General features: G+C 56.6%; 28 protein-coding genes. 8 read left to right on the top strand and 20 right to left on the bottom strand.

The features are described 5' to 3' along the window. Positions 1 to 400: 400 nt before the first annotated feature. Together ACFIOZ_RS07545 and ACFIOZ_RS07550 are read right to left on the bottom strand one after the other, a co-directional pair. Positions 401 to 760 (bottom strand): helix-turn-helix domain-containing protein, encoded by a 360-nt coding sequence (locus ACFIOZ_RS07545; protein ID WP_386084015.1) that lies wholly within the window; start codon positions 758 to 760, stop codon positions 401 to 403. Further along, positions 760 to 1056: a type II toxin-antitoxin system HigB family toxin gene (locus tag ACFIOZ_RS07550; RefSeq protein WP_386083071.1), complete on the bottom strand. Its 297-nt coding sequence runs from the start codon at positions 1054 to 1056 to the stop codon at positions 760 to 762. The genes ACFIOZ_RS07545 and ACFIOZ_RS07550 overlap by 1 nt, the downstream gene beginning before the upstream one ends. A 205-nt stretch (positions 1057 to 1261) precedes the next feature. Here ACFIOZ_RS07550 and ACFIOZ_RS07555 point away from each other — a divergent pair, with 205 nt between their 5' ends. Together ACFIOZ_RS07555 and ltrA are read left to right on the top strand one after the other, a co-directional pair. Then, on the top strand, positions 1262 to 1663 hold the full coding sequence (locus ACFIOZ_RS07555; protein ID WP_386083072.1) for a CreA family protein: 402 nt from the start codon (positions 1262 to 1264) through the stop codon (positions 1661 to 1663). A 463-nt stretch (positions 1664 to 2126) separates the two neighbouring features. Beyond that, positions 2127 to 3515 (top strand): group II intron reverse transcriptase/maturase, encoded by a 1389-nt coding sequence (gene ltrA, locus ACFIOZ_RS07560; protein ID WP_386079569.1) that lies wholly within the window; start codon positions 2127 to 2129, stop codon positions 3513 to 3515. A gap of 175 nt (positions 3516 to 3690) precedes the next feature. Here the strand turns inward: ltrA and ACFIOZ_RS07565 are convergent, their stop codons facing one another. The 3 genes from ACFIOZ_RS07565 to ACFIOZ_RS07575 all read right to left on the bottom strand — a co-directional run bounded on the left by ACFIOZ_RS07565 (position 3691) and on the right by ACFIOZ_RS07575 (position 5438). Next, positions 3691 to 4263, bottom strand: a complete 573-nt coding sequence (locus ACFIOZ_RS07565; RefSeq protein ID WP_386083073.1) for a CAP domain-containing protein — start codon at positions 4261 to 4263, stop codon at positions 3691 to 3693. Further along, positions 4244 to 4732, bottom strand: coding sequence for a pyridoxamine 5'-phosphate oxidase family protein (locus ACFIOZ_RS07570; RefSeq protein ID WP_386083074.1), 489 nt, complete (start codon positions 4730 to 4732; stop codon positions 4244 to 4246). Before ACFIOZ_RS07570 ends, ACFIOZ_RS07565 begins: the two co-directional genes overlap by 20 nt. 316 nt (positions 4733 to 5048) lie before the next feature. Next, positions 5049 to 5438 carry a lysozyme inhibitor LprI family protein gene (locus tag ACFIOZ_RS07575; RefSeq protein ID WP_386083075.1) on the bottom strand — a complete coding sequence of 130 codons (390 nt, stop codon included), beginning with the start codon at positions 5436 to 5438 and terminating at the stop codon, positions 5049 to 5051. Between the two features lie 115 nt (positions 5439 to 5553). Between ACFIOZ_RS07575 and ACFIOZ_RS07580 the strand changes: the two genes are divergently transcribed. Continuing rightward, the gene (locus tag ACFIOZ_RS07580; RefSeq protein ID WP_386083076.1) at positions 5554 to 5817 is read left to right on the top strand and encodes a DUF333 domain-containing protein; all 264 of its coding nucleotides are present in this window, start codon (positions 5554 to 5556) and stop codon (positions 5815 to 5817) included. On the opposite strand, the gene ACFIOZ_RS07585 is transcribed toward ACFIOZ_RS07580, so the two are convergent. The 7 genes from ACFIOZ_RS07585 to ACFIOZ_RS07615 form a co-directional block, all read right to left on the bottom strand. Next, positions 5814 to 6146, bottom strand: coding sequence for a hypothetical protein (locus tag ACFIOZ_RS07585; RefSeq protein WP_386083077.1), 333 nt, complete (start codon positions 6144 to 6146; stop codon positions 5814 to 5816). The two genes, ACFIOZ_RS07580 and ACFIOZ_RS07585, sit on opposite strands and share 4 nt — an antisense overlap. Positions 6147 to 6249: 103 nt before the next feature. After that, on the bottom strand, positions 6250 to 6531 hold the full coding sequence (locus tag ACFIOZ_RS07590; RefSeq protein ID WP_386083078.1) for an amphi-Trp domain-containing protein: 282 nt from the start codon (positions 6529 to 6531) through the stop codon (positions 6250 to 6252). Further along, the gene (locus ACFIOZ_RS07595; RefSeq protein ID WP_386083079.1) at positions 6532 to 7863 is read right to left on the bottom strand and encodes a metallophosphoesterase; all 1332 of its coding nucleotides are present in this window, start codon (positions 7861 to 7863) and stop codon (positions 6532 to 6534) included. A 27-nt stretch (positions 7864 to 7890) separates the two neighbouring features. Further along, complete coding sequence (locus ACFIOZ_RS07600) at positions 7891 to 8580, bottom strand: histidine phosphatase family protein (RefSeq protein WP_386083080.1); 690 nt, start codon at positions 8578 to 8580, stop codon at positions 7891 to 7893. Beyond that, positions 8580 to 9689, bottom strand: coding sequence for an HprK-related kinase B (locus tag ACFIOZ_RS07605; protein ID WP_386083081.1), 1110 nt, complete (start codon positions 9687 to 9689; stop codon positions 8580 to 8582). The genes ACFIOZ_RS07600 and ACFIOZ_RS07605 overlap by 1 nt, the downstream gene beginning before the upstream one ends. Beyond that, on the bottom strand, positions 9689 to 10612 hold the full coding sequence (locus ACFIOZ_RS07610; RefSeq protein ID WP_386083082.1) for a GAK system ATP-grasp enzyme: 924 nt from the start codon (positions 10610 to 10612) through the stop codon (positions 9689 to 9691). The genes ACFIOZ_RS07605 and ACFIOZ_RS07610 overlap by 1 nt, the downstream gene beginning before the upstream one ends. Then, positions 10605 to 12131, bottom strand: a complete 1527-nt coding sequence (locus tag ACFIOZ_RS07615; protein WP_386083083.1) for an aminoglycoside phosphotransferase family protein — start codon at positions 12129 to 12131, stop codon at positions 10605 to 10607. The genes ACFIOZ_RS07610 and ACFIOZ_RS07615 overlap by 8 nt, the downstream gene beginning before the upstream one ends. Before the next feature lie 207 nt (positions 12132 to 12338). Here ACFIOZ_RS07615 and ACFIOZ_RS07620 point away from each other — a divergent pair, with 207 nt between their 5' ends. The 3 genes from ACFIOZ_RS07620 (at position 12339) to ACFIOZ_RS07630 (ending at position 15665) form a co-directional block, all read left to right on the top strand. Further along, positions 12339 to 13574, top strand: coding sequence for a GAK system CofD-like protein (locus ACFIOZ_RS07620; RefSeq protein WP_386083084.1), 1236 nt, complete (start codon positions 12339 to 12341; stop codon positions 13572 to 13574). 4 nt (positions 13575 to 13578) lie between these two features. Then, entirely contained in the window at positions 13579 to 14559 is a 981-nt protein-coding gene (locus ACFIOZ_RS07625) for a GlxA family transcriptional regulator (RefSeq protein WP_386083085.1), read from the top strand. Between the two features lie 107 nt (positions 14560 to 14666). Continuing rightward, on the top strand, positions 14667 to 15665 hold the full coding sequence (locus tag ACFIOZ_RS07630; RefSeq protein ID WP_386083086.1) for an ABC transporter substrate-binding protein: 999 nt from the start codon (positions 14667 to 14669) through the stop codon (positions 15663 to 15665). Between the two features lie 9 nt (positions 15666 to 15674). Here the strand turns inward: ACFIOZ_RS07630 and ACFIOZ_RS07635 are convergent, their stop codons facing one another. Genes ACFIOZ_RS07635 through ACFIOZ_RS07650 form a run of 4 tightly spaced genes read right to left on the bottom strand, consistent with a single transcriptional unit; the run spans position 15675 to position 18824 of the window. Continuing rightward, positions 15675 to 16508: an alpha/beta hydrolase gene (locus ACFIOZ_RS07635; RefSeq protein ID WP_386083087.1), complete on the bottom strand. Its 834-nt coding sequence runs from the start codon at positions 16506 to 16508 to the stop codon at positions 15675 to 15677. Positions 16509 to 16510: 2 nt separating this feature from the next. Then, a complete protein-coding gene (locus ACFIOZ_RS07640) occupies positions 16511 to 16966 on the bottom strand; it encodes a thioesterase family protein (RefSeq protein WP_386083088.1) in 456 nt (151 codons plus the stop codon). Next, on the bottom strand, positions 16966 to 17919 hold the full coding sequence (locus tag ACFIOZ_RS07645) for an L-carnitine dehydrogenase (RefSeq protein ID WP_386083089.1): 954 nt from the start codon (positions 17917 to 17919) through the stop codon (positions 16966 to 16968). Before ACFIOZ_RS07645 ends, ACFIOZ_RS07640 begins: the two co-directional genes overlap by 1 nt. Next, a complete protein-coding gene (locus tag ACFIOZ_RS07650; protein ID WP_386083090.1) occupies positions 17916 to 18824 on the bottom strand; it encodes a 3-keto-5-aminohexanoate cleavage protein in 909 nt (302 codons plus the stop codon). The genes ACFIOZ_RS07645 and ACFIOZ_RS07650 overlap by 4 nt, the downstream gene beginning before the upstream one ends. Before the next feature lie 264 nt (positions 18825 to 19088). Between ACFIOZ_RS07650 and ACFIOZ_RS07655 the strand changes: the two genes are divergently transcribed. Together ACFIOZ_RS07655 and ACFIOZ_RS07660 are read left to right on the top strand one after the other, a co-directional pair. Beyond that, positions 19089 to 20369 (top strand): PQQ-dependent sugar dehydrogenase, encoded by a 1281-nt coding sequence (locus tag ACFIOZ_RS07655; protein ID WP_386083091.1) that lies wholly within the window; start codon positions 19089 to 19091, stop codon positions 20367 to 20369. A 101-nt stretch (positions 20370 to 20470) separates the two neighbouring features. Next, positions 20471 to 20788 (top strand): c-type cytochrome, encoded by a 318-nt coding sequence (locus ACFIOZ_RS07660; protein ID WP_386083092.1) that lies wholly within the window; start codon positions 20471 to 20473, stop codon positions 20786 to 20788. 61 nt (positions 20789 to 20849) lie between these two features. On the opposite strand, the gene ACFIOZ_RS07665 is transcribed toward ACFIOZ_RS07660, so the two are convergent. From ACFIOZ_RS07665 to ACFIOZ_RS07680, 4 genes are read right to left on the bottom strand one after another with little or no spacing between them, the layout of a single operon-like run. After that, complete coding sequence (locus ACFIOZ_RS07665; RefSeq protein WP_386083093.1) at positions 20850 to 22037, bottom strand: lipocalin-like domain-containing protein; 1188 nt, start codon at positions 22035 to 22037, stop codon at positions 20850 to 20852. After that, positions 22034 to 24535, bottom strand: coding sequence for an ABC transporter permease (locus ACFIOZ_RS07670; protein WP_386083094.1), 2502 nt, complete (start codon positions 24533 to 24535; stop codon positions 22034 to 22036). Before ACFIOZ_RS07670 ends, ACFIOZ_RS07665 begins: the two co-directional genes overlap by 4 nt. Further along, entirely contained in the window at positions 24532 to 25197 is a 666-nt protein-coding gene (locus ACFIOZ_RS07675; protein WP_386083095.1) for an ABC transporter ATP-binding protein, read from the bottom strand. The genes ACFIOZ_RS07670 and ACFIOZ_RS07675 overlap by 4 nt, the downstream gene beginning before the upstream one ends. A gap of 50 nt (positions 25198 to 25247) precedes the next feature. Then, a complete protein-coding gene (locus ACFIOZ_RS07680) occupies positions 25248 to 26807 on the bottom strand; it encodes a diguanylate cyclase (RefSeq protein ID WP_386083096.1) in 1560 nt (519 codons plus the stop codon). Positions 26808 to 26856 lie beyond the last annotated feature (49 nt).

The following is a 26856-nucleotide window of genomic DNA, read 5'->3' on the forward strand; positions in this document are numbered from 1 at the left end:
GGTGCGCCGTAGGCTTACCACGCGCTACTAAATCACGCTTGCACATGAAGGCGTGGATTCCAAGGGAGTGTGCACGTTATGCATATGGCCGAGGCACGTAATCACCCCACCGAAATCGAGTGAGTGCACATACCCGTAGCGCTTGGTAACGAAGAACGCGAGTTCAACGAGTGTTCGCAGGCATCCGCAGCGGCAGCCCGGCACGAATGGCGGCGGAACGGCGCCCAAGAGCACCGAACCAACACAGCCTGCACAAGCCAAACCTTGGCACCGCTGCAAATGGAGTAATTACCGAGGCTGGACGATTTGGATAGCGCTCAAGCCTAACCCCAATCATTCGCTAGCGTATGGCCAACGCCCCGCCTTTGTGACCTGCACCCCAAAAGTGGGACAGTAAAAACTAAGCGGCCTGACTCATCAAGCTCTCATAAGGGATTCGAAGCCCCTCATGCAGGTTCTTGATCATGCGAAGGCTGAGTTTTCGCTTACGGTTCAGCACCTCTGAAACTCGTCCGCTAGAGCCGATGTATGCTTCAAGATCGCGCGGCGTTAGCCCCTGCTGCTCCATGCGGAATTTGATCGCCTCAATAGGATCAGATGGCCCGATGGGAAAGTGTTTGTCCTCGTATTTCTCTATGAGGATTGAGAGCACTTCGATCTCGTCCGCTTCAGGAGTGTCTGGCTCAGCAGCCCAAAGCGCCTCAAGACGAGCAAATGCGCGCTCAAGATCAGCATCGTTATGGATAGGTTGGATGTTCATCATATTGTCTCTGCATCGACTTGATCGTACTGGGCGTGGGTGCCAACGAAACGAACCCAGGCAATTTGCTGCTCATACCGAATGGAGAGTATGACTCGGTACTTGTTGCCGCCGATATTGAAAACAACACGGCCACCTTTAAGGATGCTGGCGGTTCCAATATCGGCCTTCAACTGTTGTGGCGTTTCCCAGGATGCTCTGAGCATCATGTTGTACCACTCGGTTAATGGGGTCTTGGCGTCGTCATAGCCCTGCTCCCAAAACTCTTTCAGTGTGCGCTTCGCTATGCCCCTCATGTTTTCTACCGTTTTGGGAGTAAAGCCTGTGTTCAATTAATTATAGGGCTTGTTTTCCTCCTGCCAAGACGCCAATCACCTTGCTCAATTCGCTTTTTTCTCGACCTCCACCATCATTTTTCCGTTCATTCCCCAACAACTACGCGCATCAGGTATCCTCTCTGCATGCCTATCCCCCGGCTAACTAATCCCAAGGAAGCTGCCCATGTTGTTGCCTAAACGCGTTGCCTTTACATCGCTCATTGCCATGTTTGCGCTACTGCCACCCACACTGTTCGCCCAGGATGCCCACATCGGCAGCGTGCGCACGGAGTTCAAGCTGCTGGGCCCGAACAACACCATTGAAGTGGAGCGCTTCGATGACCCGAAGGTTGAGGGTATCTCCTGCTACCTCTCTTACTCACAGATTGGCGGGATCTCCGGTGCGGTGGGGCTGGCTGAGGAGGCCAGTGAGGCGAGCGTGGCGTGTCGCCAGACAGGGGAGATTGTCTTCGACCCTGCGGAAGTAGAGGAGCAGGAGGTGATTTTTAGTCAACGCCGCTCGGCGCTTTTCAAGAATATGCGCGTCGTGCGCATGCATGATGCGGAAACCCAGACCTTTGTGTAGTGCGCCAGGCATGGCGCGCAGCGCCTTGACCGGCGCTGTTCCTGGGGGTGGTGCTTCAGGATGACTTGGGGGTGAAAGTCCCCTGCACGCCCGGCAAGGGGAAGTGCTAGCCGACGGCAAGGGTGTCCCTCGCGAGGGGGAATCCAAAGGCAGCCCGAGGCAAAACGCTGGCCTGACGAACAGGAAGCGGATACGAGGCGTCATGGCGGGGTAAGGTGGCTACACTCACCAAAGCCCGATACTTGCACGGAACGCCATGACGTAAATCCGACAGGCATAAGCGGGAAGGTCGCGCGTCTTACCCTGGGAGGTCTGGTGGTCTGCCACGGTGCTACCGGCGTCGAGAGGCGACGGGATGGATCACCAGACGTCAGCCGAGGCCATAGTAAGTGCCGGTTCACCACGGCACCAAGGGCCGAACATGAAGAACCGCGAGTAGGCGATAACGTCTCGAGGATCGATCATGAAGACAGACCATGACGCGAATACCGTCACTCACCCAGAGGGGCAGGGGCAGTACTCCGAGTCCCAGCCGGTGAGCGTCGAGACGAGCCCGGCGTCGTTATCGTGGACGAAAGCGGAGCCAACCTCGCTCATGGAACGGGTCGTTGACCCGGAAAACATGGAGCGAGCTTACCGTCGGGTGGTTGCCAACAAAGGCGCACCGGGTGTCGATGGCATGATGGTGTATCAGCTAGCCGACCACCTAAAGACGTACTGGCCAACGCTGCGCGAGCGGCTGCTGGCCGATCAGTACCACCCCAGCCCGATCCGAGCAACCACGATCCCTAAGCCCAAGGGTGGGACGCGGCAGCTCGGTATTCCCACGGTTACCGACCGCCTAATCCAGCAAGCGCTGTCCCAGGTACTGATGCCGATCTTCGACCCGGGCTTCTCCGAGTCGAGTTACGGCTACCGCCCCAAGCGGAGCGCCAAGCAGGCCGTCTCGGCCATGAAGGCCCACGTCACCGCCGGTCACCGCTGGGTGGTCGATCTTGACCTGGAAGCCTTCTTCGACCGAGTGAATCACGACCTGCTGATGGCACGGGTCGCGCGGCGCGTTGACGACAAGCGTGTACTGCGTTTGATCCGTCGCTATCTGGAGGCGGGTATGTTCCAGCATGGCTTGCCCACGCCGAGGCGGCGGGGGACACCCCAAGGCGGGCCCCTCAGCCCGCTACTGGCGAACATCCTGCTGGACGACATGGACAAGGCGTTGGAACGCCGAGGCCACCGCTTCTGCCGCTACGCCGACGATGTACAAATCTATGTACGGAGCCGACGAGCAGGCGAGCGGGTCATGGGCAGCTTGAGTGAGTATCTCGAGAGCTCACTTCGGCTGACGGTCAATCGCCGTAAAAGTGCGGTGGATCGGCCATGGCTACGCGGATACCTGGGCTACAGCCTCACTCGGCACAAGCAGTCGAAACTGACGCTCGCCAAGACAAGCCTGACACGCATGATGCAGCGTGTCCGTGAGATCCTGAAACGTGGCAGGGGGCGTAACATCCAACGGGTAATCGAAGGGTTGAGGCCAGTCCTACGAGGATGGGCTAACTACTTCAATCTTGTTGATGTGAAACGCCCCTTGGAAGCACTGGATCAATGGATACGCCGGCGCTTACGCGGCCTGATCTGGCGACAATGGAAACGCCCATCGACTCGGCGTCGGAAGCTGCGAGGGCTAGGCCTAGACGGGCACCGCGCCTGGAAATCGGCGGGGAACGGTCGAGGCCCCTGGTGGAATGCCGGGGCTTCGCACATGAATCAGGCCCTGCCGAGGAAATGGTTTTATGACCAGGGACTGATCTCGGTACTGGATACGGTAAGATGGCTTAAACGTTCTGCATGAACCGCCGTGGTACGGAACCGTATGCCCGGTGGTGTGAGAGGACAGGGGAGGCGACTCCCCTTCCTACTCGATCCTAACCTATAGCACCAAACTGGTCGATGGCTCGCCTAAAAACGCGATTACGGCTGTTCACTACGGTGATTTAGGAGGCGGGCAATAATTGACTCGTGGGCGCTTAGCGCGGGTTGCCGAGCGTTTGTGTCCAGTAGGTTGAATAGCGCGACTCTGGATCTTCGGCTTTCGCCATGCCCATTTCGGTGAAGGCGTTATTCATAAGGTTGCGGCAGTGGCCGGGGCTGTCTAGCCAGCCCTCTACCGCGGCAGAAACAGAGGTGTGGCCCGCGGCGATATTCTCACCCACGGCTTGCCATGTGTAATCCTGATTGCCCACCCGTTGCTCGATACCTGCGCCCTCCGGGCTGGTATGGCTAAAGTAGTCATTCTCGGCCATATCTTTGGAGTGGCTTTCGGCCGCCGCTTCAAGCTTGCAGCTCCATGTTAACGGCTCTGCGGCCTCAAACTGTTGGTCACCGCATTGGCGTGCTTGGCTACGCGCTTCGTTGACTTGAGAGAGCATTGCCTGCTGCCGGTCGTTGGGGGCGCATTCACCCTGAGGGGGAGCATCATCACTCCGGGGCTGATCATTGGCCCATGAGGTGGATGCACCCATGAGCATGATGATGATCAGGCTGAAAAGCGCCCCGGCAGTGGGGCGCTTGGGTAGCAAGTTACCCACCGAACTTTTCATTCTCACCAAGATCCGGGGTGGCATCCTTTTTGAGGTTGGCTTTGGCGATTTCGTAAAGCTGGAAAGTTTTACTCTCTTTGGCTTTCCAGTGCTCGCCCATCTCAACTTTAATTTCCAGTAGGGCAACGTCTGGGTCGTCTTTACCTTCCGGGAACCAGGCGGCGATGAAGGGGTTCCAGTATTTCTCGATCAGTTCGCGGTTATCGGTCAGGTTGGCTTTGCCCGACAGCGAGACGTAGACGCCATCTTCCTGGTCGGAGAAGCTAAGGCACACATCGTGGTCGCTTTTGGTTTCAAACACCTTTTCGGCACTGCGGCGGGTGAAGAACCACAGGGTGCCGTCGTACTCTTCCTGCACTAGATGCATCGGGCGTGCCCGGGGCGTGTCGTGATCTAGGGTTACCAGCATGCCGACTTTAATATCTTTGATCATCTTCCAGATCTTCTGCTTATGCTCTGGGCTGGACATAATTTCACTTTCCTTATGAAATGGATTTATATATGAACACGACCATCTTTGTGTATATGGCCTGTATAAGGCTAGCTGTTATTTTCGATAACAGCAAACCGAGTCTCCTGCATGCCCCACGGCGGATGCAGGCGCTTATTCCTAGGCTCTGTCTGAAAACTGGCTGCGCTCGACCATACGGCGTTAAAAATCGACTCGTGCGCGAGTCCGATCAAAGTACTCATTTACAACACGTAAACTCGCGCGCGAGTCCGATCCGTCTTTTCGCCGATTTTTGCCTTGTCTGGCCTTCGCTCACCGACTTTTCAGACAAAGCCTAGGGTTGCATGAGTGCTTCGAGCTCATCTGCGCGGTTGGTCGTTTCGGTGAGTACGCAAGAGTTGGCACTGATCCGCGCCAAGGTGCCACCTTCTGGGTTGGCATAAAAATCACAGTTAGCCTCCTTATACGCAATCCAAGCTCGCTGGGCGGTTAGCAGTTGCTCTTGACGACTATCACTCAACTGGCTGCGCAGTTGCTGGTAGTTGTCGTTGAGCCGCTTATCTTCGCGTTCAAACTCTTCGGTAATGCAGGCCACAATGTCTACGGTGGTGACCGCGCTTTCCAAACAGGCATCATGAGACTGCCGGGCTTCTTCACCATAAACGACAGCACTCGCCAGTAGAGTAGTGCTGAACAGGCAGAGCGGAAGTAGGGAGTGTTTCATTAGGCTTTTTCTCTATTTCGGTGCTGACACTGGGTTACTGGGATTGGCAACTTCGTCATTGATCTACGAATATGAAGGGTAGTCGATGAAAGGCTAGGGACGAAGGAAGATCACAATGTCGGGATGTATGGGTAACCTATATCGCTACTTAGTAATGCCAGCAGGACTACTGCTACTCGCCGGTTGTGCCAACGGCGGGGGTGGCCCGGATTCTGAAAACCAGATGACGCAATATGCCGCTGAATACTGCAGAAGCCTCGGCGGGGAGAATGAAATTCGCGAAAGCAGCCTGGGCACCGGTCGCTACTGCCGCTTGCCTGATGGCCGGGTTGAAAATGAGTGGAAGCTATACCGTACTGAGCGTCTCGATAATGACTAGCTGGCGTTTTTTATCGCATTCTTGGCGGTACGCCGTTTTTTAAACTCAATCAGAACTGCCAGCAGCCCGCATGCCAGTGCTGGCAGCAACACATCAAGCACTGAGTCTAACGTCCACGCACCCCAGACGCCTTCAAACATACCGACCGGTAGCGTTTCGCCCCACGCCCAACCACGGTGAATGCCTAGCCGGTATTCGTGCTGTGCAATCTCGCGCCCGAGCAGTATTGCCACCGGAATAACACCAGCCACACGTGCAGAAACAAACGGCAGTAGTGAGAGCTGAATAAGTAAAGCGATAATAACGTGCTCTAAATGTGTAACGTCCATTTCCATGCTCCTACCGCCTTTCCTGAGCCGAAAGGGCTCTGGCGTAAACATGGGCATCATACTCCCATATTCATGGGGGTAGGGCTCGGGACGTCTGTGGAGCCTAGCGTTTACCCGCTTTGGTTTTAATTCTGGGTGGCGTATCGGAAAGCGCTTTCTCTTTGGTGCGCCACTTAATCTTTACTTCCACCTCCTGTTTGTCGCCTTCATCGCTGGCACGTAGGGAGACTTGCAGCAGCTGCTGGGGCGTCAACACTAGCTCGCCTTCGCTCTCCTGGAAGGCAAGCTCGCCCTTATTGATTGCATTTGCCAGGGTGATCAACAGCTCCTGGGTTGCCTGACGATCCAGCAGCGAGTCGTGGCTGAATTTAGTTTTGGACTTCATTTAGTGGGCTCCCGTCAGTTTTCCTTTGCGGCCAGGTTTGAATACTTTTGCCTGAGGGTAATCACAGCTCAGGCCAACTACACCGCGCTTTTTGTCGATTAACGTTACCCCCACACCGCAGCCATCAAGCCCCTCGTTTTTACGCGAATGGGTGTCTAGGGTGATATCGGCTTCAATATGTATAAGGCCGTTTTTAAGCGTGACCCGCTGGCCAAAGTGTTGGTTGATATGGCCGTGAACCAGCACTTGAATGCCTGCCTGCCGGGCGGTATAGGCGCCGCGGGGCGTAAGGGGCAGGTCGGCTTTACGATATTTGGTTCTGAAGGTGTTGGCCAAAGAGCCGTAATAGAAACTGAACAGATTCTGGTGCATCAGGTTTTGTTTGAAGGCGCGGTTGGCATACTTGACGCCATGATTGGCGAGTAGTTCGGTCATATGGTCATCAAGGCCTGCATGCAGAAACAGAAAAGAGCCGCGCTTTTTGACCAGCCGCATGCGGCTGAAAAACCAGCTAAACTCCCCCGACTTTTTGAGGAACAGCGAACGGCACTTCATAGCGGCGGCGTAGACTTGGGAGAGCGACAGGCCATTTTTTGCACAGTGCGCTTCAAAGTTCTGGGCTTTGGTCGTCATCTTGCTAATTTCACGCGCTATGCCCTCATCCGTTAGGAACCCGGCGGCATAGAAGGGGAAGTTCTCGAACCAGTCACTGCCTGGAAACAGCGCTTGTCGGCACGCCTCCTCAGACGGTAAGCCTTTGTCCCACTGGGTGTCGGCCAGGTATTGATCGAAGACCTCCTTGAATAGTGGCACCACCTTTTTACCCATGCGCACAAAAAGGTGCTGGCTACCGGCGTCTGTGTCGCGTTCCAGAGAAAGCAGCCCCATCAGCAGACGCAGGTCATGGTTACCGGCCAGCAGGGTTACCTTGGCGTTGAGGCGGTATAAGTGGGCCAGGCTGCGCAGCATCATCAGATTGCTGGGGCCTTTATCCAGGCAGTCGCCGCCCACCACGATGTCGGCTTTTTTGCCGAATTGGGTCAGTGCATATTCACACAGGTGAGCACCATCGCGTTCGATCACCCCGGCGGCAATCAGCGATGCTTCAAAGGCCTCGGCATCCGCATGGGGGTCTGAGATAAATACCACCGGCTTTTTGGGCCAGGAGAAGCCTTTTTTCTGTGTGCGCTTGGCAAAGGTGCTTAGCGCCTCATCATGATTGACCGAGCTGGAATCATTGGGCCAGGGCGTCCACTCCGTTGGCAGGCGAGCTAAGATGGCACTGTGATAGGGGTGGTCGGTTACGTTTGGAATAACATTGAACGCGGTCATGGAAGCCATCTTGTGGGTCGCTATTGTTTAATCGAGTGGGTCAGCCGACTGGCGCCGTTTCCAGTTGCCGTACAGTTGGTTCCAGCCTTGGTGATGCCGCTCGAAAACGACCGGATGACCATGAAACATACTTAACCGTTTAATATCGCCGAAGGGGATGACATTTAAATGATAGCTCGCGTGGCGAAGGGAGGCGCCGTGGCCCACCACCAGTTGTAGTTGCTTACCCGCAAACCGTGGCGATGGCGCTAAAAGCGTTTGTAGATGGGCAGCAACCCGCTCACCAGCCTCTAACAGGGACTCTGCGCCATCGAAAGGTAGTCTAAAGTCGCTGGTTGATTTCCAGCCCGCTGGAAGCGGCTCAAGGCGGGGGTCTAAAGCAACGATGCGCTCTATTTCCTGAACGCTAAGGTTGGCCAGCGCCCCAACGCTGCGTTCACAAAGTGCCGAGACGCTACATAAACGGGGTAGTTGTATAAAAAACGGGGCTAGCTCTTCCCGGTAGATCTCGGCGGTTTGCCAGGCTCTTAACAGCGTCGAGCAGTGTATCTCGGCATTGAGCTGATAGCCTGATGTGGCTAGCCATTCACCGAATTGCTGCGCCTGCTCTCGAACCTCTTCCGCACCTTTTTCCGTGAGGGGGTAGGGCTGCAGGGCGCTGGGCGTATCCGCCAGCTGTGCATACTCGCCGTGGCGAATCAGCGCCAGCGCCACCATTAGAGAATGCCCCTCTCTTGGAGTAGCGCAATGGCCCGTGCAAAGTCGATAGCACCAGTGAGACGCAGCACGTCAACGCCCGCTAGGTGGTCTGCATAGGTCTGGGCAGATTGGGCTTGCTCAGCAGGAAAGCTGCCATCCGCTTGCTGAAAAAACGGCCCTGGGCTTTTGCGTAAGCCCTCAAGCGCCTCAGGCGTTTGGGTGATATCCACGCTACTCAGGGCTGTCGAGGCGGTAGCGTCTAATGCCCAGTCCAGCAGTATTAGGTGTTTGAGCGTGCCGGAGAGAGCGGTTTTACCCTCGCCATAGGCGTTAGGAATCAATACATCGTACTTCTGCTCAATATCCCATAGCTGGCTTTTGGGCATGCCGGTAAATCGGTCGCGCTCTTCAGTGGGCAGTATGTCGCTCAAACGCGGCGAGTTGATCAGCGTGCCTGGGTTAACGCGGGGGTGTTTGGCGACCCCAAGGGCGTTTATCTTGCCGTTTGCGGGCTTAAATAGAATCCGGTCATTGGAGAGAAAGCGTGCTTTGGCGGTTTCCAGCGCTTTCAGCATCAGTGTCGATTTACCGCCACCGGAACTGGCGGCAATGGCCGTGACGTCGCCATCGATATCGAAAGCCGAGGCGTGGCCGAGCAGGTAACCATGGCGTTGGTGATGATTGAGAAACTGGTTGTTAATAAAGTTGATGACTTGTGAGGGGTGCCTGGTTAATTCACCCAGCGCGACCGGCGCCGTTAGCGACTGGAACAGCACCATCCCGGTGCGTACTTTATGAATCCAGCGCCCTTGGGGCGTATCCACGTAAGCCTCTTTCAGGCCCAGCGGGCTGGTTCTGGCCCGCTTGACCGCTATCCACTCACGGCCGCTGGTATCCACCTGCTGATCCAGTAGCCATACCGGTAGCTCTGGCTGGTCAACGGTATGGACTTCTTTCGGGAGCAGACCAGACGCCGTTAAACCAGCATAGTAAACCTCCAGGTGGTCAAGAATGGCCGGCTGGTCGGCCCGTACGCGCACCGTTAAACCATTGAACGTCAGCGGTAGCGCATAGTGACACGCGGCCTTGGCCTGAATGATGTGCTGGTCGTCAAAAAGGTTGATCATTAGCCTGCCTCTGCTGTTGCTGCCTCTGCTGTCTCTGTCTCAAGTTGGCTCAGCACATAGTCACTCAGCTTTTCGGCGGCATCGATCCCACACCCTTTTTTGGCGCCGCTAAACCCGCCAAAGGCGGAGACCTCAAACACCACGGGGCCTTTGTCGGTCAAGGCAATGTCCACAGTGGTAAAGCTGAGATCGAAGCATGCCTGGGCTTTACGGCCAAGTTCAATCAGTTCAGGGCTGGCCTCATAGCGTTGGTATTTGCCGCCGCTGTGGATCGTCGTGTTCCAGGCTTTGCCATCGCTAACACGGGCATAGGTGCACAGATACTCGCCACCTAGAAATACCATGCCTAGATCCTGTCCGCCCAGGTTCACGAACTGCTGAAGGTAAAACAGGCCATGCTTCGCCTTAAACTTTTCAAGCTTTTGGGTGTTGGCTTTTACACCGTCTGCCGCTTTGAGCACTACCATGCCGCGGGCTTTGGTTGAGTAGAGCGGCTTTAGGATCGCTTTGCCGAACGCTTGAATCGCCTCCAGCGCTGCAGCCGTGCTCTCGGTAACTCGCGTTGCGGGCAGCGGGACGCCGCCTGCCGCCAGGGCGGCGGTGCCTTCCAGTCGATTAATCAAACGGCTTACCTGGCGTGGGCTGCTAAAACAGCGCACACCCTGTGCTTCGAGGCTGCTGAGCATGCGGAGTCGGTCATCTGCGGCAGGGGAGTAGTCGGCGCTTATTTTTTTGATGATCACCCCGTCAAGTGTATTGAGCAGGGTGTCCCGATAACGCAACTGGCCGGTTTCAAGCTCTAGCACGACGTCCGCCATATCGATGACGCAACGGTAGCCGGTGCGCTGCTCTAAATGCGTCGCCAATACGTCGGTTGACCATTTGCCAGGTATCCCAATGACTGCAATCCGCTTATTAATCACTAAAAATGTCCTCTAGGGGAAGCCGGTACTTCTCAATGTTTTCAGGGTTTAGAAGCGTCACTGCCTCTAGCAGATAGCTCGCTCTAAGGGCGAGTCTGGTGGCAAAAGGCTTGTCATAAATAAAGCGCGTGGAGGTGGCAAAGGAGCGACCTAAGGCGATCGCTAGCCGGGCGTCAAAATGTGTATCGCTATTCTCCTTGGCAAACCGGCGAGCAAACTGATAGAGCTGCCCGATTAATGCCATTAATTCGGCTCTAGGGCCAGCATCCATAATGGGGAGTCGATAAATCGACGCCATCAGTACGGATAGATCCTGCACATAATCAGAGTAGGAGGCGCGGTGCAGGTCAATGAAGTAGATGCGATTTTTGAGGTCGTCATAAATGAGGTTATCGACGTTAAAGTCGCCGTGGATCAGTACTGAAAATGGCGCCCTAAGCTGACTCTCAAGAGGCTCAAGTCGATCAATCAGCTCGTCAAAGCTGGGGCGGGTCAGCCCACAAATAGTCTGGCGTTCGTTAAACAGCGTCGGGTGGGTGTGGCGGGTTTCCGGCATGCGTTTACGCAACTGCTGCATATACTCGGCTTGCGCGGGTTCTGGCGTGCGCGAGCTCTTCCAGATTTTTCTCAACGTCCGCTGGAGTGTGCGGATAAGTTGCTTGGCGGATTTCCACTGGCCGTTTAACAGCAGTGATTCAAGGGTTCGGCCAGGGAGGTGCTCAATGACCATTGAACCCAGCTCGCCCCCTTGCTCCACATGGTGCGAGAGCACCGTGGGGGCCACCTTGGGGTAGACCCGCTTCCATTGATCTACTCCGTACAGCTCTTCAATGACTTTCTGACTTTCACCCTCTTTATAGACGGCCATCCTGTTGCCGGAGGCGGCGTGCTCGGCTTTCAGCGTGGCGATGGTGCTGCCGCTGCGGGTAAGTGCCAGCCGCTCAACGGTAAATTCGTCGCTCTGGGCGGTCATAGCATGGGCGGCGTCTTGCAACTGCTTGTAGTTTTGTAAGCGTACAGCGGGGCCAAAGTTAGCGGCGAGCAGGGCGTCGGCGAGTTCTGAGAGCAGGTGGATCATACGGTGAAGCTGAAAATCCACCACGGCGCTGTTTTTGACGCCTGAATTGTCAGGGGCGAAAGCCGTCGTTAAACGGTTAGTTATTTTGGGTATTCGACGACCTATTTTAAGGCCTTGGCGAATGTTCGCGTCATCGACGTTAATGATCACCAGCTTCAATGATTTACCAACCAGCCGAAGCAGCTTGGCGTACTCTTTTCGTGACTTATCAGGAAGCTGTTTTAGTGCTTTGATGGCTGTGAATTCAAGGCAGGCTTGGCCAAGCTGGTCAAGCAACCGGGCTAAACGCTCAAGGGATTTGGATTGTTGAAAGCCCTGTCCATCGACTTTGCGTCGCTGCACATCCATGGCGACGGCAAGCTCGACCTTCTCCAGCAGTGTGCTTCTATACCCTTTACGATTGATGAGGCGCTGCGCGAGAGGTTGACTAGACTGAGTCACATAAACTTCAAGTAACTCGAAGTGATTTTCAACTTCGAATCGTAGAAAATAGAAATGCTCCAAAATCGACGTATTGATACGCTGCCTCACCGAGATAAAGTGCGCTTAACTAATTTGGCCACACTTGGCCCCACTGTTTTAGTGTCATCAGTATAAATAACCGTGCCGTCATTTACGTTACATGTTTCTTACAGTTCAAAGAGTTGTATGAAAAAAAGACGTTTTACCTGTAGCCGGATGTGCCTGCCCCGTGCGCTCGACAGGGGGTGGGATCTACGCCTGGCCCGATACCGAAAAGCCCCCGAGCTGGGGCCGAAAATACTCTTCTTCAGTGGCGGTACGGCACTGAAAGGCTTTTCAGAAGTATTGACGGACTATACCCATAACTCCATTCATCTGGTGACGCCGTTTGATTCGGGGGGCAGTTCGGCAGAGTTGCGCCGGGCCTTCGCGATGCCTGCCGTGGGTGATCTGAGAGCACGCCTGCTGGCGCTGGCGGATGACTCAGTGACTGGCCACCCAGAAGTGGCTGCGCTTTTTTCCCATCGGCTAGCGGCGCAGGGGGAGGATGAGGCAGCGGTAAAGGCAGCCCTGGAGCAAAACCTGCAGGCCCTTGTCAGTGCTAAGCACCCGCTGCTTAAAGCGATCGCTGAGCCTATGCGATCACTGATCCAGAGCTATATCGCTGCCTTCTACAAACATATGCCAAAGGATTTTAGCCTCGCTGGCGCCAGTGTGGGGAACCTTATCTTGACCGGCGGCTACCTGATTCATGAGCGCTCCCTGGATCCCATCGCCTTTCTATTTGGCCAATTGATCAAAACTCGCGGCACCGTTCGCACCACGACGGATGCCAACCTTCAACTGGAGGTGTTGCTAGCGAATGGGCGAAAAATTATCGGCCAGCACCGCTTTACCGGCAAAGAGATGGCTGAAATCGATTCGCCTATCCAAGCGATAAAATTATCCGGTGAGGCGGACGATATCGATACCCTGGATGCCTCCAAGGTGTGCAAAGAGACCCGTAACCTTATCGATTCGGCAGAGCTGATCGTCTTCCCACCGGGCAGCTTTTACAGCAGTGTCATTGCCAACCTGCTGCCCAAAGGGGTGGATAGGGCGTTGGCTAAAAACCCGTCAGCCCAGGTGTATGTGCCGAGTCTGGGCACGGATCTTGAAACGCTTGGCATGACGCTGGTGGATCAGGTTCAAGTGCTCAATGCACACTTGTCTGGCACACTGGAGCCCTTGTCGTCTAAGCGCTCTTCCATTGATTTTTTACTGTTTGATTCGCAGCTGCTGAGTGTTTCTCCCCAACAGATTGAGACGATCCGCGATGAAATGGGAATACAAGTGATTGACCTGGATCTTGCGCCGGAGGACGCCGACAGCCACCGTTATGATGACGTTAAGCTGGCTGAAGCGCTGCTGGGGTTGACCTGATTTCATGCGTCTTAATTATCAAGGCCCGCTGCCTGAAATGGTCGGATTTTTACTGCTGCCGCAGTTTTCCATGATGGCCTTTTTTGCGGCAGTGGAGCCGCTGCGTATTGCCAACCGCATCGCCCATCGCCCGCTGTTCGACTGGACATTGATCAGCGCTGATGGCGGGCCGGTGACGGCATCTAATGGCATGACTCTGATAGCCGATCAAGCAACGGCGGAGGTGCACCATCTGCCTTCTCTGGCAGTGTGCAGCGGCTTCACTCCTGAGGCGCACCTTACCCGGCCGTTAATGGCCTGGCTGCATCAGTTGGATCAGGCGGGCTGCTGTCTGGGCGGTATCGATACTGGGGCGTTTCTGCTCGCCGCCACCGGGTTGTTAAAACACGAACGTGTGGCGCTACACTGGGAGAGCCTGCCCGCCTTTCGCGAGCGCTTTCCGGGCATTGATACCACCGATGAGCTTTATGAGTTGGGCGAACGACGCTTCTCCTGCGCAGGTGGGGCTGCGGCGATGGATATGGCGCTGGAAGTGATTGCGCGGCGGCATGGGGCGAAGCTGGCCATCGACGTCTCCGAGCAGCTTATCCATGATCGGATCCGTACCCGCAGCGATCAGCAGCGCATGGCGTTGGTGAAGCGCTTAGGCACGCATAACCGGCGGGTTGTGGAGGCGGTGGCGTTAATGGAGCAGAACCTTGAAGAGCCGCTCCCCCTTGACGAGATAGCCAGCCGAGTAGACGTATCGGTGCGCCAGTTGCAGCGCTTGTTTGAGCAGGAGCTCAACGAGTCTCCGCGCCAGTGGTATTTGCAGCTACGCGTTAAACGCGCCCGGCGGCTGCTGGCGGAGACCGATCTCGCGGTGCTGGCGGTGGGCGTAGCCTGTGGGTTTAATTCCTCATCGAGCTTTGCGCGTACCTTTCGTGCCCATTACGGCTACTCGCCCCGGCAGGTTCGTGCTGGCATGGCGGGAAAAGACCTTTAAAGCGCACTGAGTGTCGCTTAATGTCTGGTAATCGTCGCCTATTGTCTAGTAGTAGAGGGGAAGCCGCGCATACTAGCTAAACCCAACTAATAAAGAGGTTTAGCCAAATGTCGGTCACTGCTCTCTCTATCACCACCAGCTCTGCCACCACCAGCTCTGTCACCACCAACTCTGCCACTACCAAGACGCTGTCGTTGACGGCGGGCTTTTTACTCTCTGCGTTTGCCGCCACCCCTGCCATGGCGGAGCTTGATGAACTGCGCTTTGGGGTGCCGCCGTGGCCCGGGGTTACAGTGAAGTCCGAAGTGGCCGCCCAACTACTTGAGGCCATGGGGTATGAGACCCGCCAGCAGGATTTAGCCGTGAGCGTCATTCTGGAAGGCCTGACGCGTAACGATCTGGACATCTATTTAGGCGGCTGGTACCCGGTTCAGACCGATATGGTCGAGCCCTTGGTGGCCGATGGCAAAGTAGAAAAAGTGGTTTCCAATATCCGCGGCGCCAATTCGGGGCTAGTGGTTCCTCAGTATGTGTACGATGCCGGCGTTACCACGGTCGCGGAGCTAGCTGAGCACCGTGACCGCTTCGATGGCGAAATCCAGGGCATTGAAGCGGGCACCGGCATTAATGATGCCATTCTCAACGCCATCGATAACGACCTTGCCGGGCTAGGCGATTGGCAGCTCCGCGAAAGCTCAACGTCGGCCATGCTGGCCCAGGCTGAGCAGAAAATGGCGGATGAGGAGTGGGTGACCTTTGTCGGCTGGGAGCCCCACTGGATGAACGTGAGCTTCGATTTGGCCTACTTGGCCGATAGCGATGGCGCGGGCGTGGCTTCTATTGAAAGCACGGTATGGACGATTACCCCTGCCAGTCTGGCGGACGACGCGCCGGAGGTTCACCGTTTCCTGTCGCAGTACGTGATCGATATCGAAGACCAGAACGAATGGGTACACGAGTATAGCTACGAAGACCGCCCGGCGGATGAAGTGGCCCATGAGTGGATTGGTAATAATCTAGACACCGTGGCTGAGTGGCTCGACGGTGTCAAAACCCGCGATGGCGAGTCCGCGATTGAGCAGGTGCGGGCCCAGTTCGACGCTTAAATAGTTTATTTATCCATCAAGCCGCTGCTTGAGTGCGTGGCAGAAATCCTGCCACGCACTGCCCATTTCGGGGAGCTGCGATTGGGCGTGAAGGGCTGCGTGTACCATCTGCGGCGCACAGCGATAGCCCACGGAGGCGCCTGCTGCTCGCCAGTTGGCCACTGCGGCTTCGATGGGCTGAGTTAGCGGGTCGTGTGCGACTGTCAGGATTTCCATGCTCTGGGTAGGAGAGTGGCGATCCCGCTGAGTGGCGATAATCTCAGGGCACTGTCCGCGAATACTGAGCACATCGTGGCGCGAAAGCAGTGGGGCATCTTCACCCAGGCAAGCTGGCGAAAGTTCGCCAACGGGCGGGTAGATTAATCCCAGCGGCGGCGCTTCACTTAGCGGGTGGGCAAGGTCGATAGCTAGTCGCCCTCCAGCGCTGTCACCCACCAGGGCAATAGGTTGAATGGCTGTTAACACCGTTTGGCACTCTGCCAGCATGGTGGGGTACGTTACTTCCGGTGCCAGTCGGTAGTTAACGCTGACCACTTCGCGCTCAAGCTGGTGGGCCAAGCTGGCAGCAGGGCCATGATGGCTCTCTGTTGAGCCGATGGTAAAACCGCCGCCATGTATAAACAGCACGCACCCCGGCGCTTGCTGCTGAGGAGTAAAGCGGCGCACGCTCACACCACTAATAATGCTATCTTCGACCCGCATACCGGCCGGGTCGGGTGGGGCGAACGAGCGGCAGAGCTTGTCGTAAGCGCGCCTTGCCTGAGGCAGGGGCTGCTCCTCCATGACTGCCAGCCCTGCGCTAAAGCGCTGAATAAAGGCGTCTACGTTCATCGCTACTGTCATCCTTAGCGCCGTATACCGATGGTGCGCCCGGCAAGTTCTGGCCAGGCGCCGCTATCTACTTTGGGCAGTGCTGCAATGCGATTCACGACCGCTTCAGGAAACGGGCTTGGACGTCCAGACGCTTGTTTCATGCCCATTAGCATCTGCTCGCTGGTCGCTACCAGGTTGTCTTCGTCATCGAACAGGGTGAAAAAGAGGTGCAGGCGCTTTGTGTCGCTATCGAGCAGTGTAAGACCTACGTTTAGCGCTTGGCCTTGGTGTGCCTCGCGGCGGTAGCAGAGGTGCGTTTCCAGGGTATAGATCGTGTAGCCGTAGTGCTCACGGCCCGCTTCATCCAGCCCAATGTGGTCAATCAGTGCTTCACAGGCCAGGGAGAAGACGCGGGCGTACTCCGCGTCGTTCATATGCCCGTTGTAGTCGACCCATTCGGGAGCGACCTGGGTTTTATAAATGATCATTAAATGCGTCCTTCCAAGCCTTCGGCTTCCGGCCAGTATTTTTGCACTACTTCAAGCAGCTCGACCAGGAAGTCATCCCGGCGGCGGTCAAGGGTAGCCACTGATCGACCCGCGGCCTGATGTTCACAGCCTTCTACCACTTTATCAATCAGTTCGTCGGTGAGTTCCGGGGCTTCCAGCTTGGTCCAGGGCAGTTTTAACGCCGGGCCGAACTGCTCCAGCATATGGCGCATGCCCGGTTCGCCGCCCGCCAGGTGGAAGGTCAAGAAAGTGCCCATCAACGGCCAGCGCAGCCCACAGCCGTAAACCACCGCCGCATCGATCTCTTCGGTGGTGGCCACCCCATCGTTAACCAGATGCAGGGCTTCCCGCCACAGCGCTTCCATTAAGCGGTCGGCGATATGGCCCTCTATTTCACGGCGAACCACTAACGGCCGCATGGCGAGGGCCTGATAGCGTTTCTGGGCGGTGGCAATCTGCGCGGTCTGGGTTGATTCGCCGCCCACAAGCTCCACCAGCGGTAGTAAATACACCGGGTTGAAGGGGTGAGCGACGATCACGCGACCAGGCGCTTGCTGGCACTGCTGCTGCAGGTCGGTGGGCTTAAAGCCGGAGGTAGACGAGCCAATAATAACGTCCGGCGCGGCAGCGGCATCAATGGCGGCCAGAATTTCTTGCTTAAGCGGTAACCGCTCGGGCACGTTCTCCTGAATCAGATCAGCGCCGCTCACGGCCTCTTCTATTGTAGCCACAAACGTTAGCCGCTCAGGGCTGGCATTAGACGACAGGCCTAGCTGGGTTAACGAAGGCCAGGCGTTGTCGATAAATGCACGGGTGCGCGTAGGTGCTGATGGGTCTGGATCAAACGCAACCACGTCCCAGCCTTGGGCGAGGGCGCGGGCAATCCAGCCATTGCCAATCACGCCGGTACCAATCACGGCTAAACGGCTCATGCGTCACCTCCTGCCGGAGCGCGCAGCTCTGGGTCACGTAACCTAAGATGGGCGCGGGTTTCTGCAGGTGTCATTACCCGGGCGCCGAGGTTTTCAATAATGGTTGAGGCTTTTTCGACCAGTTGGCCGTTAGTGGCCAGCACGCCTTTCTCTAAAAACAGATTGTCTTCCAACCCCACCCTGGCGTGACCGCCCAGCAGCACCGCCTGGGCGACCATGGGCATCTGATGGCGGCCAATGCCGAACGCTGCCCAGTTGGCGTTTTCTGGTAACTTGTTGCGCATGGCGAGCATGGTTTCGGTGTCTGCTTCGGCGCCCCAGGGTATGCCCAGGCAGAGCTGATAGAGTGGATCATCATCGATCAAGCCCTCTTGCTGAAGCTGGCGGGCAAACCAGACATGGCCCAGATCAAAGCACTCAAGCTCCGGCTTGACGCCTGCGGCTTGCACCAAACGGGCGTGTTCGCGTAGCCAGTCAGCGGGATTCACGTAGACCATGTCGCCAAAGTTGAGGCTACCGCAATCCAGCGTACACAGCTCGGGGAGCAGCTCACCCACCGGGGCGTGACGTTCAGCGGGCGTTTGAATATCGGTGCCTGGGCCGCCGCGGGTCGGGTCTGTGGCATCCGGTATCCAGTCGCCGCCGCCGCCAGCGGTAATGTTCATCACAATACCCTCATCCGCCTCGCGAACGCGCTCCATCACTTCGCGGAAATGGTCGGTCGAGTGGCTGATGCCGCCGGTTGCCGGGTCGCGAACATGGATATGCGCAATGCTGGCCCCGGCGCGTGCAGCTTCAATGCAGGAAGCGGCGATAGCCTTGGGCGTGACGGGTACGTTGGGGTTTTTAGCGATGGTATCACCTGCGCCTGTTACGGCGCAGGTGAGAATGACATTGCGATTCATGGCGAGCTCTCTTGTCAGCAGTTTATTCGCTTACCAGTGTGTCGCGGTGGGCAAACATTAGTTGTCGTAAAGCGACATTCGCTATACACAAAATGCAGTTTTGACCCTCGCTAATTAATTCACTGCTCCGCACTCCAACTCCTCACTCCTATCTCCTCATTATGGGAGCGGTAAATATTGACCGGCATGGCTGCCGATCTAAACTGAAAAAGCCCATGGCAAAGTTGATAACAATTACAAACAACACTAGGAAGGAGAGACCCCATGTCCCATAAACCCACTCTGCGGCCGCTGCCCGCAATCATCGCTTCGGCGATGATTATCGGCTTGCCCGCCATTGCGACTGCCAACAATGCGCCTGAACTCAGCCAAACTGAGGTGTTAACCGGTCTTGAAAACCCGTGGGATATGGCCTTTCTGCCAGATGGGACGATGTTTTACACCGAACGCTGTCGAGGGCTGTCGGTAAGGCTACCCGATGGTGAGGTAGAGCACCTGCTAGGCATGGAAGGCACTGACGACTATGCCACCACAGCGGATGATCTTGTCTGCGAGGGGCAGGCTGGTATGAACGGTGTTGCGGTCGATCCTGATTTTGACGAAAACCGGACGGTCTACGTCTACTCTGCTTCCAACATGTCTGAGCCACGCACTAATCGCGTGCTGCGCATGACAGTGAATAGTGATTTTGATGAAGTTTCTGATCGCACTGATATTGTCGATGACATCCCGTACAAACCCGCTGCCACTGATCATCCGTTTGGCGACGCTGGTGCTCATAATGGGGGCCGTATCCGCTTCAGTCCCGATGACGGTTATCTTTATGTGACCACTGGCGATAACCATAACAGTGAGCTCCCTCAGTCACCGGAACTTCTTGGTGGTAAGGTGCTGCGTATTGACCGGAATGGCGAGGCTGCCGAGGGCAACGAACCGCCTGAGGGTTTCGATCCACGTATCTATACCTACGGTCATCGCAACGTACAAGGTATCACTTTCCACCCGAGCACAGGTCAGCCGATCGTGACCGAGCATGGCCCCTGGCATTCGGATGAGATCAATGTGCTCGTTAATGGCGGCAACAGTGGCTGGGATCCGCGTCCTAACATGGCGGGGCGTGGTGATTGCCCGGACGATTACTGCGGTTATGAACCCAACCAGACCGAAGGGATGGATCCCAAAGAGCGGGCTGCTTATATGCCGGTGACCGACTTGGAAACCTACCCCGATGCCATGAAGCCTGCCTGGGGTAATGATGGTCTTTCGCAAGGTATGGTGGCTACTGAGTTTTTAACCGGTGAACAGTGGGGGGATTGGGACGGACGTCTGCTGGTTGGCTTTATGGGGATTGGTTTTGGCGGTACGCCGGTGGGTCAACGCATTAATCTAATCGATATCGCGGAAGATGGCCTTTCGGTCAACGACGTTGCCGAAATGCCGGTGCCCATGGGGGCGGCCCGCTTCCGATCATTGGTGCTGGGGCCTGATGGTGATCTCTATACGGCAGTTGATGAAGGCAGCATTTACCGTATCACTCCGGAGTGAGCTATAGGCAGCCGCGCTGGCGTTTGGCAGTGCGGCTGCGCACTCACCTTAATCTGGCTCAAGCTTACTGTTCAAGACCACTCTACCGGGAAGAGGTCACCATGAAGATATTTCTGTTTTGCGTCACTGCGACGGCGTTGGCGATGGGGTCGGCTACTCTAGAAGCGGCAGATAAGTCCGCTGGAGCCACACTCTATGCGGACGCATGCGCTCAGTGTCACGGCCCAAGCGGAAAAGGAATGGCGAGCTTTCCATCGCTGAGCGGGCGGGACGCAGATTACATCACTTCGCGTCTTGAGACGTACCGGGCGGGAGAAAAGGTGGGATCAAACTCCTTCTTAATGATCCCCAATGCCACTGATTTGTCTGATGATGATATCGCTAACCTCGCCGCTTACATCGTAGATAATGCCGAGTGAATTAGCTTTGTGTATTAGCTCTGTGTATTAGCCCTGTGCATTGGCAACACAATTCGCCATGTTAATACCCGGTCATTTCCAGGTAACCTACGCCACGTGGTTCGCCGCTGGCGCGGTCGTTGACCACCACTTCACCTTCCCAGTAGGGCACGCTGGTGGTCATCCAGCGGTTGGCGTGGGGTGCTTCGATATTGATATCGAGCCCAACTGAGGCTATTTCCAGTCGCCAGCGGGTGGGTACTTCGCGACCGGCGACGGATGAAGTTGCCAGTGGTGTTAGTGTGATGTCGTCGGTGGCTAAAGGTGTGGCGTCGCCTTGTGGGGTAACCCAGGTACCGGAGCGGTAGTCCGCATCTTGTTCGGCTTCAGTGTCGTCACTACTGTCACCACCCCCACGTAATTGAAACGCCATCAGCTTGTGGCCGTCATTCAGGTGAATCGAGAACCAGTCCCAGCCGGATTGGCGGGCATCAAGCAGTTGGCTACTCCATTCACGATCCAGCCAGCCGCGGCCGCTGACGGACTTAGTTTCGCCGTTAAGGGTGACATCGCCCTCTATCTGCCAGAAGGGCTGGCTGTAGTACATCGAACCTTGCCCATTGGCGGCTTTCTGGCTGAACCCCTTTTCACCGTGAAAGACGAGCGGCCCCTCGGTAGTAAGCGTCAACGTATAGCCAAAACGCGACGTATCTTCGCCGCTGTAAGCGGAGAGGGTGAGATCATTGAAGTCGGCATTATCGACCTTTCTAGTCGCTTTAAGCTGCCAGTCGTCTAACCAGGCGTGGAACGGAGTAGCGATAACGCCAGCCTGAGCATCGTGGGGTTGATAAAGCGGGGCTTGGGAGTGGCTGCGCCCAAAGCGCTCGGCAACGTGATGCTGCTCGCCTTGGGAGATCGCCATATGCGCCATCCAGAGTTGGTCGGCTGCCCAGGGCGTGGGTTCGGGGCGCTCGCCGGGCGGCATAAGTGCCTGACGAAACAGCGTCCACTGCAGGCCGAGGGGCACACCGTCGGCGTCTTCCAGATTAGCGGTGAGGTACCACCACTCGATACGGTAATCCGGGTGGGCAGCATGATCTTGGGGAAAGCGAATAGCCTGGTTGGGTTCTGCATGCTGAAAACCCTCTGCCGTTTGCCCCAAACCGGCAAAGCCTGCGCTGCTGTTGGTTGGCTGCTCTTCCCCACAGCCGTAGAGCGCCAGAGAATTGCTGATAAGTAGGCTGAGGCTCAACCATCGAAGTAAGCTCATTGATTGGCCTCTTCTGCCAGTAAGGCCCGTGGCGAGGCGCGCCAGAAACGCAGCGTAGGCAGGGCAGCCGCCAGTAGGGCGACACCCACGGCGGTCGCCAGGGTAACGGCCATTTCCCAGGGGAATAGGTAGAGCGGCAGTCGCCAGCCAAAAGCGGCCACATTGATGATAGCCACTAAGCCCCAGGTAATGGCGATACCCAGCGGAATCGCCAGCAGGCCGGTCGCTAATGCAGCGCCACCGAGTTGGGCCAGATTCAATGGCGCCAACTGCGCACGGGGAACGCCCAGCGCCCAAAGAGGTGCTAACTGTTGGCGCCGGCTGCGTGCCTGGGTCAGCAGACTGGCGAGCAGAGCCAGGGCTGCTACCGCTAGGGTCAAGCCATTGAGGGCGCGGGTAATAGTAAAGGTACGCTCAAAAATCTCGGTGGCGACACGCTTGATATCCCTTTGATCACTCAGCGCATCGCTGCCGAGGTCAAAGCGTTCGCCCAGGGCTGCACGTAGTTCATCAACATCCGCGTTATCACTCAGCACTAAGCCCATGGAGCTTGGCGGCGCATCAAATCGAGCGGCAAGCTGGGGCGATGCCATCAACACCTGCCCGCTGGGGTTGCCGTAATCGGGATAAATAGCGGCGATGGTCAGCGTTTCATTGGCGCCCGGCGCGCTAAGGGTTAGCTGGTCGCCAGGGGAGAGGTTCTCTGCGGTGGCGAGCTGCTCGTTGATAAACATGGCGCCCTTGCTAAAGGCTGCCCAGGCGGATGAGCGGCTCTGCTCGGTGGCCAGCAGCGGCCAGTGTGGGGTTAATGATTCACCTGGGGTAATGCCGTAAAGCTCGATGGGCGAGCCTATTAAACGGCTGCCTTCTGGCGTGGTGGCGGCCTGCAGCGTTGCGTCACTGCGCCGAGTCAGCAGCCGTTCAGACACCTCCGGGCGGCCAGCGAGCCAGGCGTCGATCTCTGCGTACTGCTCGCTGGGGGCATTTAAATAGAGCGGGGCGACCAGGCGCTGATCAAGCCACTCTAAAAAGGTGAGGCGAAAGCCGCCAACCATACTGCCGACGCCCAGATTGGTCGCTAACGCAATGAGAAGTGCCATCATGGCCAGTGACAGCCTGGGTAACTGTAGCTGCATATCCGCCATTGCCCAGTGGATAAGTGGGCGCCGCCGGGCAAGATGGGCCAGCCCTTTCAGCAGTAGTGCTAATAGGGGGGGAAGCCATAGCGCGCTGGCCAATAGCAGTGCGGCAATCAGCCCGAAGCCCGCCATCAAACCATCGCCAGGGGGCTGAAAGCGTAGCCAGGCATACAGCGCTAGCGCAATACTCAAGGCGAGGGTACCGCTGATGCTCATCAGCGTTAATTGACGCCGGTAACCGCGGCGCCAGGCCTGCATCTGGCCTAACTCCAGCATGTTCAAGCGGGCAGCGCGCCATAACACGCCGCTGCCCGCCAACAGTAGCCCGCCAAGACTAACCGCCAGCCCACCGACCCAGTAGTGCCAGGGCAGGTTGAGATCTTGCCCCACGCCTGCACCATAAAGCGAGCCCAGGGTCGCCGCGACATCGGGCAGTAGCAGGCGTGCCAGCCAAACGCCGCTGGCAATACCGGCCAGAGCGCCGATCAGGCCGAGCAGGATTAGCTCTAAACTGAGCGCTAAAACTAAGCGGCGCCCTGATACACCCAGCACCCGCAGGGTGCGCAGCATGCCCAGGCGTTGCTCCAGCGCCAGACCTAGCGCTGCCTGAACAATAAATAGCCCCACCACCCAGGCCAGTAGCCCCAAAGCGGTAAGGTTGAGATGAAAGCTTTCCGTTAGTTGTCCGGGGGAGGCAACCGTCGTGGCGCGGGTGAGGGTTAATCCGGCCGGTGCTTCCGCTAGTGCCCCCGGGGCGGCCACCATGCGGGTAATCTCGTTACCGCTTTCAAGCAACCGCGCCGCCGCTGCCATATCCATAATCAGCGTGTTCGGTGGAAGCGCTGGCGATAAAATCAGCGGTGGAAGTTGCTTGCCATCGGCTAAGGTTGGGGTGGCGCCTGATGCGCTTTCGCGCGTTATCCCCAGAGCTATCAGGGCGTCAGGTGCTAGGCGTGTTTGCCACGGGGAAAGTAGAAAGTCATTTAGCGACGCAGAGGTATCTGCTTGAGCAAACGGGTTGTCACCGGACAGGGTGAGTGGATCAATGCCGATCAGCGTGAGCCGGGTGCCATCCTGGGTAACGATTTCCCCCTCCAGCATGGGCGAAACGGGCAGGCCTGCCTGGCGCAGGGCGAGATACTCGGCGCGGGTGAGTGGGGCACCATCGCGGCGCTCAAGCTGATCGAGTTGGGTGGCAAACAGTGCATCGGCGCGGGCGTAGCTCTCTTTTGCTGTAGCATTGATCGCTTGGATGCCGCTCCACAACGCGCTGGCAACCCAAAGCCCAAGTAGCAGCATGATCAGTTGGCCAGGATGGCGCCGGTAGTGGCTAAGTAGCGTGGATAGAACCTGGGTCATGGTGCCGCGTCTAGTAGGCGACCGTGGCGCAGGCGAAGGCAGCGATCTAGCGGTGCCGCCACTTGCAGGCTGTGGGTGACGATGAGCAGGGCGCACTGGGTTTCGTGGACGAGGCTTAATAACAGTTCAAGCACTTCGCCTGCCGTGGTTTCATCCAAGTTACCCGTGGGTTCGTCGGCCAGCAGGAGGGCCGGGCGGGGAGCCAGGGCACGACCGATCGCTAAGCGCTGCTGCTGCCCACCAGAGAGCTGTTCTGGGTAGCGTTTCTCCAAGCCTGTCAGTCCTAGTCGCTCAATCAAGTAGCCTGCCCAGTCGGCGTCATCGCGCTTGGCTAAGCGCGCCTGCAAGCGCAGATTGTCGATCACCGTTAGGCTGGGGACTAAATGAAACTGCTGGAAGACTAACCCTAATTGCTCGCGGCGTAGCTTGGCGCGGGCGGGCTCAGGTAATGAGGCGACGTTCTGGCCTTCAAGGGTAATTGTCCCTTGGTCGGGGAGATCCAAACCAGCGGCAAGATGCAGGAGGGTGGATTTGCCGCTCCCGGATTCACCCATTAACGCCAGGCTTTCTCCTCCGGCCAAGCGTAGGGAGACATCTTCGAGTACCCTTAGCGGCCCCTGTGGCGTCGCGTAGGTTTTATGTACCTGACGAAGTTCCAGCATAGAAGACTCATATATTGCTATAGAGGGAGGCGTTCCAGTAATAAAAAGGGCTAGTCGTTAATAGGCGTGACCATCGCACCCCGATCTCCGTATATCGCTATGCCACCGCGTCCTGTGTGCTTGATGAAATACATACTTTTATCGGCCGCATCAATAAGCTCATCCGCACTGCCAAATCCACCGTCATCCAAACAGGCGATACCGATGGATACGGATACATGAATGGGTTCCTGATCATCGTGTGCCATCGGCGTTTTTGCCAGCCGCTGGGCAATTCGTTTAGCGAATACCTGGGCTGACTGTGCATCTTCATCTGGCAACACGACCAGAAACTCTTCGCCACCCCAGCGCCCTGCAAGATCGCCGTCACGAATGAGCGACTGTAGCGTTTTGCCAAATGTTTGCAGCACACTGTCGCCCATTTGGTGGCCGTATTGATCGTTTAGCTTCTTAAAGTGATCAAGATCAATAAACACTACGGACATGATGCGTGACTGTTGCTGACACAGGACAAAGCGCTTGTGCATCTGCTCTTCAAGCCAGGATCGGTTGGCAAGCCCGGTAAGCGTATCTATCCGGGAGCGCTCTTCCAGCTCATCTTGCCGCTGACGAAGGGAGGCGAGTTCTGCTTGCTGGGTATCAAGGCGCGCTTTGAGCTGTAACGTTTGTTGAAACAGCAGCTGCTGAGCCTCAGCCAGTAGCGATTCGTTGTTCTGCAAAGGGGGAGCCGTCATCTGCAGCATGTCCGCCAGAGCAGGCAACTGTTCCTGAATATTCTCTAGCAAATGCCGTAAAGAGATCGTTTGGGCGCTCTGGTAGGTTTCAAATTCCCGCACCACGGCGACTAGCGATTGCGCTGGATGGGAAGAGAGCCAGGCGTCGGCAATGGAACCAGAGAGCTGAACGCACAGCTTGTCGGGGGCGTTAATGTCGTATTCGCTGTGACTGTCGCAGATTCGCTGTGCCAGTGGCGTCGGAACTCCCCACTTGGCGGCAAGCCAGGCGCCTACCTGTGAGTGATCACAGCCAAAGAGCCGCTGTTCCGACTCCGATAGCTGCCGATGAGAGAGTGCGGTTTCTGTATAGAGATTGTTGCTCTCTTTAGGGTAGGTTGCCCTTAATGCCATGATGCCAATGTCTTGGAGCAAGGCTGCCGTAAACACGGGCCCCGCCATTTCGGGGCAGAGATAGATGGCAAGGTGACGGGCTGCTAATGAAGCAATGATGGAGCGCATCCATACACGCTGGTAATGAACATCAATGCCCCTGTTTTGAAGCAGGCTGAAACTCATTACCGCTGCCAGCGTGGTGTCTAACCCCAGACGAGCCGTCGCTTCCTGGCAACCATGCACCTTTGTATGGCTACGCGAGAAAAAGGCGCTGTTGGCCAGGGTAATGATCCGTATGGTCAAGGCAGGATCACGCTCTATCGCATTAGCGTACTCGTTTACTGAGGGGTGCTCAGTGCGGGCTATTTTCAAGACGTTGATAGCGACCGATGGCAGACTGGGAAGAGCCGGACAGTTAATTAGATCTGCTACCAAAAATGGCGGTAATTCAGTCGATAAGACCAAGTCTTTCGAATTATCACTTGCCTGGATGGCCTGCATTATTCTCTCCTGGCTCTCATCGGCTTGCAGCAGCCCAGCCTAAACTTTT

The organism is Vreelandella sp. F11 (assembly GCF_042466685.1).
Taxonomy (GTDB): domain Bacteria; phylum Pseudomonadota; class Gammaproteobacteria; order Pseudomonadales; family Halomonadaceae; genus Vreelandella.

Bases quoted from the DNA above. Each gene is read 5' to 3' on its own strand.
- ACFIOZ_RS07545 (WP_386084015.1), bottom strand. From the start codon at position 760: ATGAACATCCAACCTATCCATAACGATGCTGATCTTGAGCGCGCATTT.
- ACFIOZ_RS07550 (WP_386083071.1), bottom strand. From the start codon at position 1,056: ATGAGGGGCATAGCGAAGCGCACACTGAAAGAGTTTTGGGAGCAGGGC.
- ACFIOZ_RS07555 (WP_386083072.1), top strand. From the start codon at position 1,262: ATGTTGTTGCCTAAACGCGTTGCCTTTACATCGCTCATTGCCATGTTT.
- ltrA (WP_386079569.1), top strand. From the start codon at position 2,127: ATGAAGACAGACCATGACGCGAATACCGTCACTCACCCAGAGGGGCAG.
- ACFIOZ_RS07565 (WP_386083073.1), bottom strand. From the start codon at position 4,263: ATGAAAAGTTCGGTGGGTAACTTGCTACCCAAGCGCCCCACTGCCGGG.
- ACFIOZ_RS07570 (WP_386083074.1), bottom strand. From the start codon at position 4,732: ATGTCCAGCCCAGAGCATAAGCAGAAGATCTGGAAGATGATCAAAGAT.
- ACFIOZ_RS07575 (WP_386083075.1), bottom strand. From the start codon at position 5,438: ATGAAACACTCCCTACTTCCGCTCTGCCTGTTCAGCACTACTCTACTG.
- ACFIOZ_RS07580 (WP_386083076.1), top strand. From the start codon at position 5,554: ATGTCGGGATGTATGGGTAACCTATATCGCTACTTAGTAATGCCAGCA.
- ACFIOZ_RS07585 (WP_386083077.1), bottom strand. From the start codon at position 6,146: ATGGACGTTACACATTTAGAGCACGTTATTATCGCTTTACTTATTCAG.
- ACFIOZ_RS07590 (WP_386083078.1), bottom strand. From the start codon at position 6,531: ATGAAGTCCAAAACTAAATTCAGCCACGACTCGCTGCTGGATCGTCAG.
- ACFIOZ_RS07595 (WP_386083079.1), bottom strand. From the start codon at position 7,863: ATGACCGCGTTCAATGTTATTCCAAACGTAACCGACCACCCCTATCAC.
- ACFIOZ_RS07600 (WP_386083080.1), bottom strand. From the start codon at position 8,580: ATGGTGGCGCTGGCGCTGATTCGCCACGGCGAGTATGCACAGCTGGCG.
- ACFIOZ_RS07605 (WP_386083081.1), bottom strand. From the start codon at position 9,689: ATGATCAACCTTTTTGACGACCAGCACATCATTCAGGCCAAGGCCGCG.
- ACFIOZ_RS07620 (WP_386083084.1), top strand. From the start codon at position 12,339: ATGAAAAAAAGACGTTTTACCTGTAGCCGGATGTGCCTGCCCCGTGCG.
- ACFIOZ_RS07625 (WP_386083085.1), top strand. From the start codon at position 13,579: ATGCGTCTTAATTATCAAGGCCCGCTGCCTGAAATGGTCGGATTTTTA.
- ACFIOZ_RS07630 (WP_386083086.1), top strand. From the start codon at position 14,667: ATGTCGGTCACTGCTCTCTCTATCACCACCAGCTCTGCCACCACCAGC.
- ACFIOZ_RS07635 (WP_386083087.1), bottom strand. From the start codon at position 16,508: ATGACAGTAGCGATGAACGTAGACGCCTTTATTCAGCGCTTTAGCGCA.
- ACFIOZ_RS07640 (WP_386083088.1), bottom strand. From the start codon at position 16,966: ATGATCATTTATAAAACCCAGGTCGCTCCCGAATGGGTCGACTACAAC.
- ACFIOZ_RS07645 (WP_386083089.1), bottom strand. From the start codon at position 17,919: ATGAGCCGTTTAGCCGTGATTGGTACCGGCGTGATTGGCAATGGCTGG.
- ACFIOZ_RS07650 (WP_386083090.1), bottom strand. From the start codon at position 18,824: ATGAATCGCAATGTCATTCTCACCTGCGCCGTAACAGGCGCAGGTGAT.
- ACFIOZ_RS07655 (WP_386083091.1), top strand. From the start codon at position 19,089: ATGTCCCATAAACCCACTCTGCGGCCGCTGCCCGCAATCATCGCTTCG.
- ACFIOZ_RS07660 (WP_386083092.1), top strand. From the start codon at position 20,471: ATGAAGATATTTCTGTTTTGCGTCACTGCGACGGCGTTGGCGATGGGG.
- ACFIOZ_RS07665 (WP_386083093.1), bottom strand. From the start codon at position 22,037: ATGAGCTTACTTCGATGGTTGAGCCTCAGCCTACTTATCAGCAATTCT.
- ACFIOZ_RS07670 (WP_386083094.1), bottom strand. From the start codon at position 24,535: ATGACCCAGGTTCTATCCACGCTACTTAGCCACTACCGGCGCCATCCT.
- ACFIOZ_RS07675 (WP_386083095.1), bottom strand. From the start codon at position 25,197: ATGCTGGAACTTCGTCAGGTACATAAAACCTACGCGACGCCACAGGGG.
- ACFIOZ_RS07680 (WP_386083096.1), bottom strand. From the start codon at position 26,807: ATGCAGGCCATCCAGGCAAGTGATAATTCGAAAGACTTGGTCTTATCG.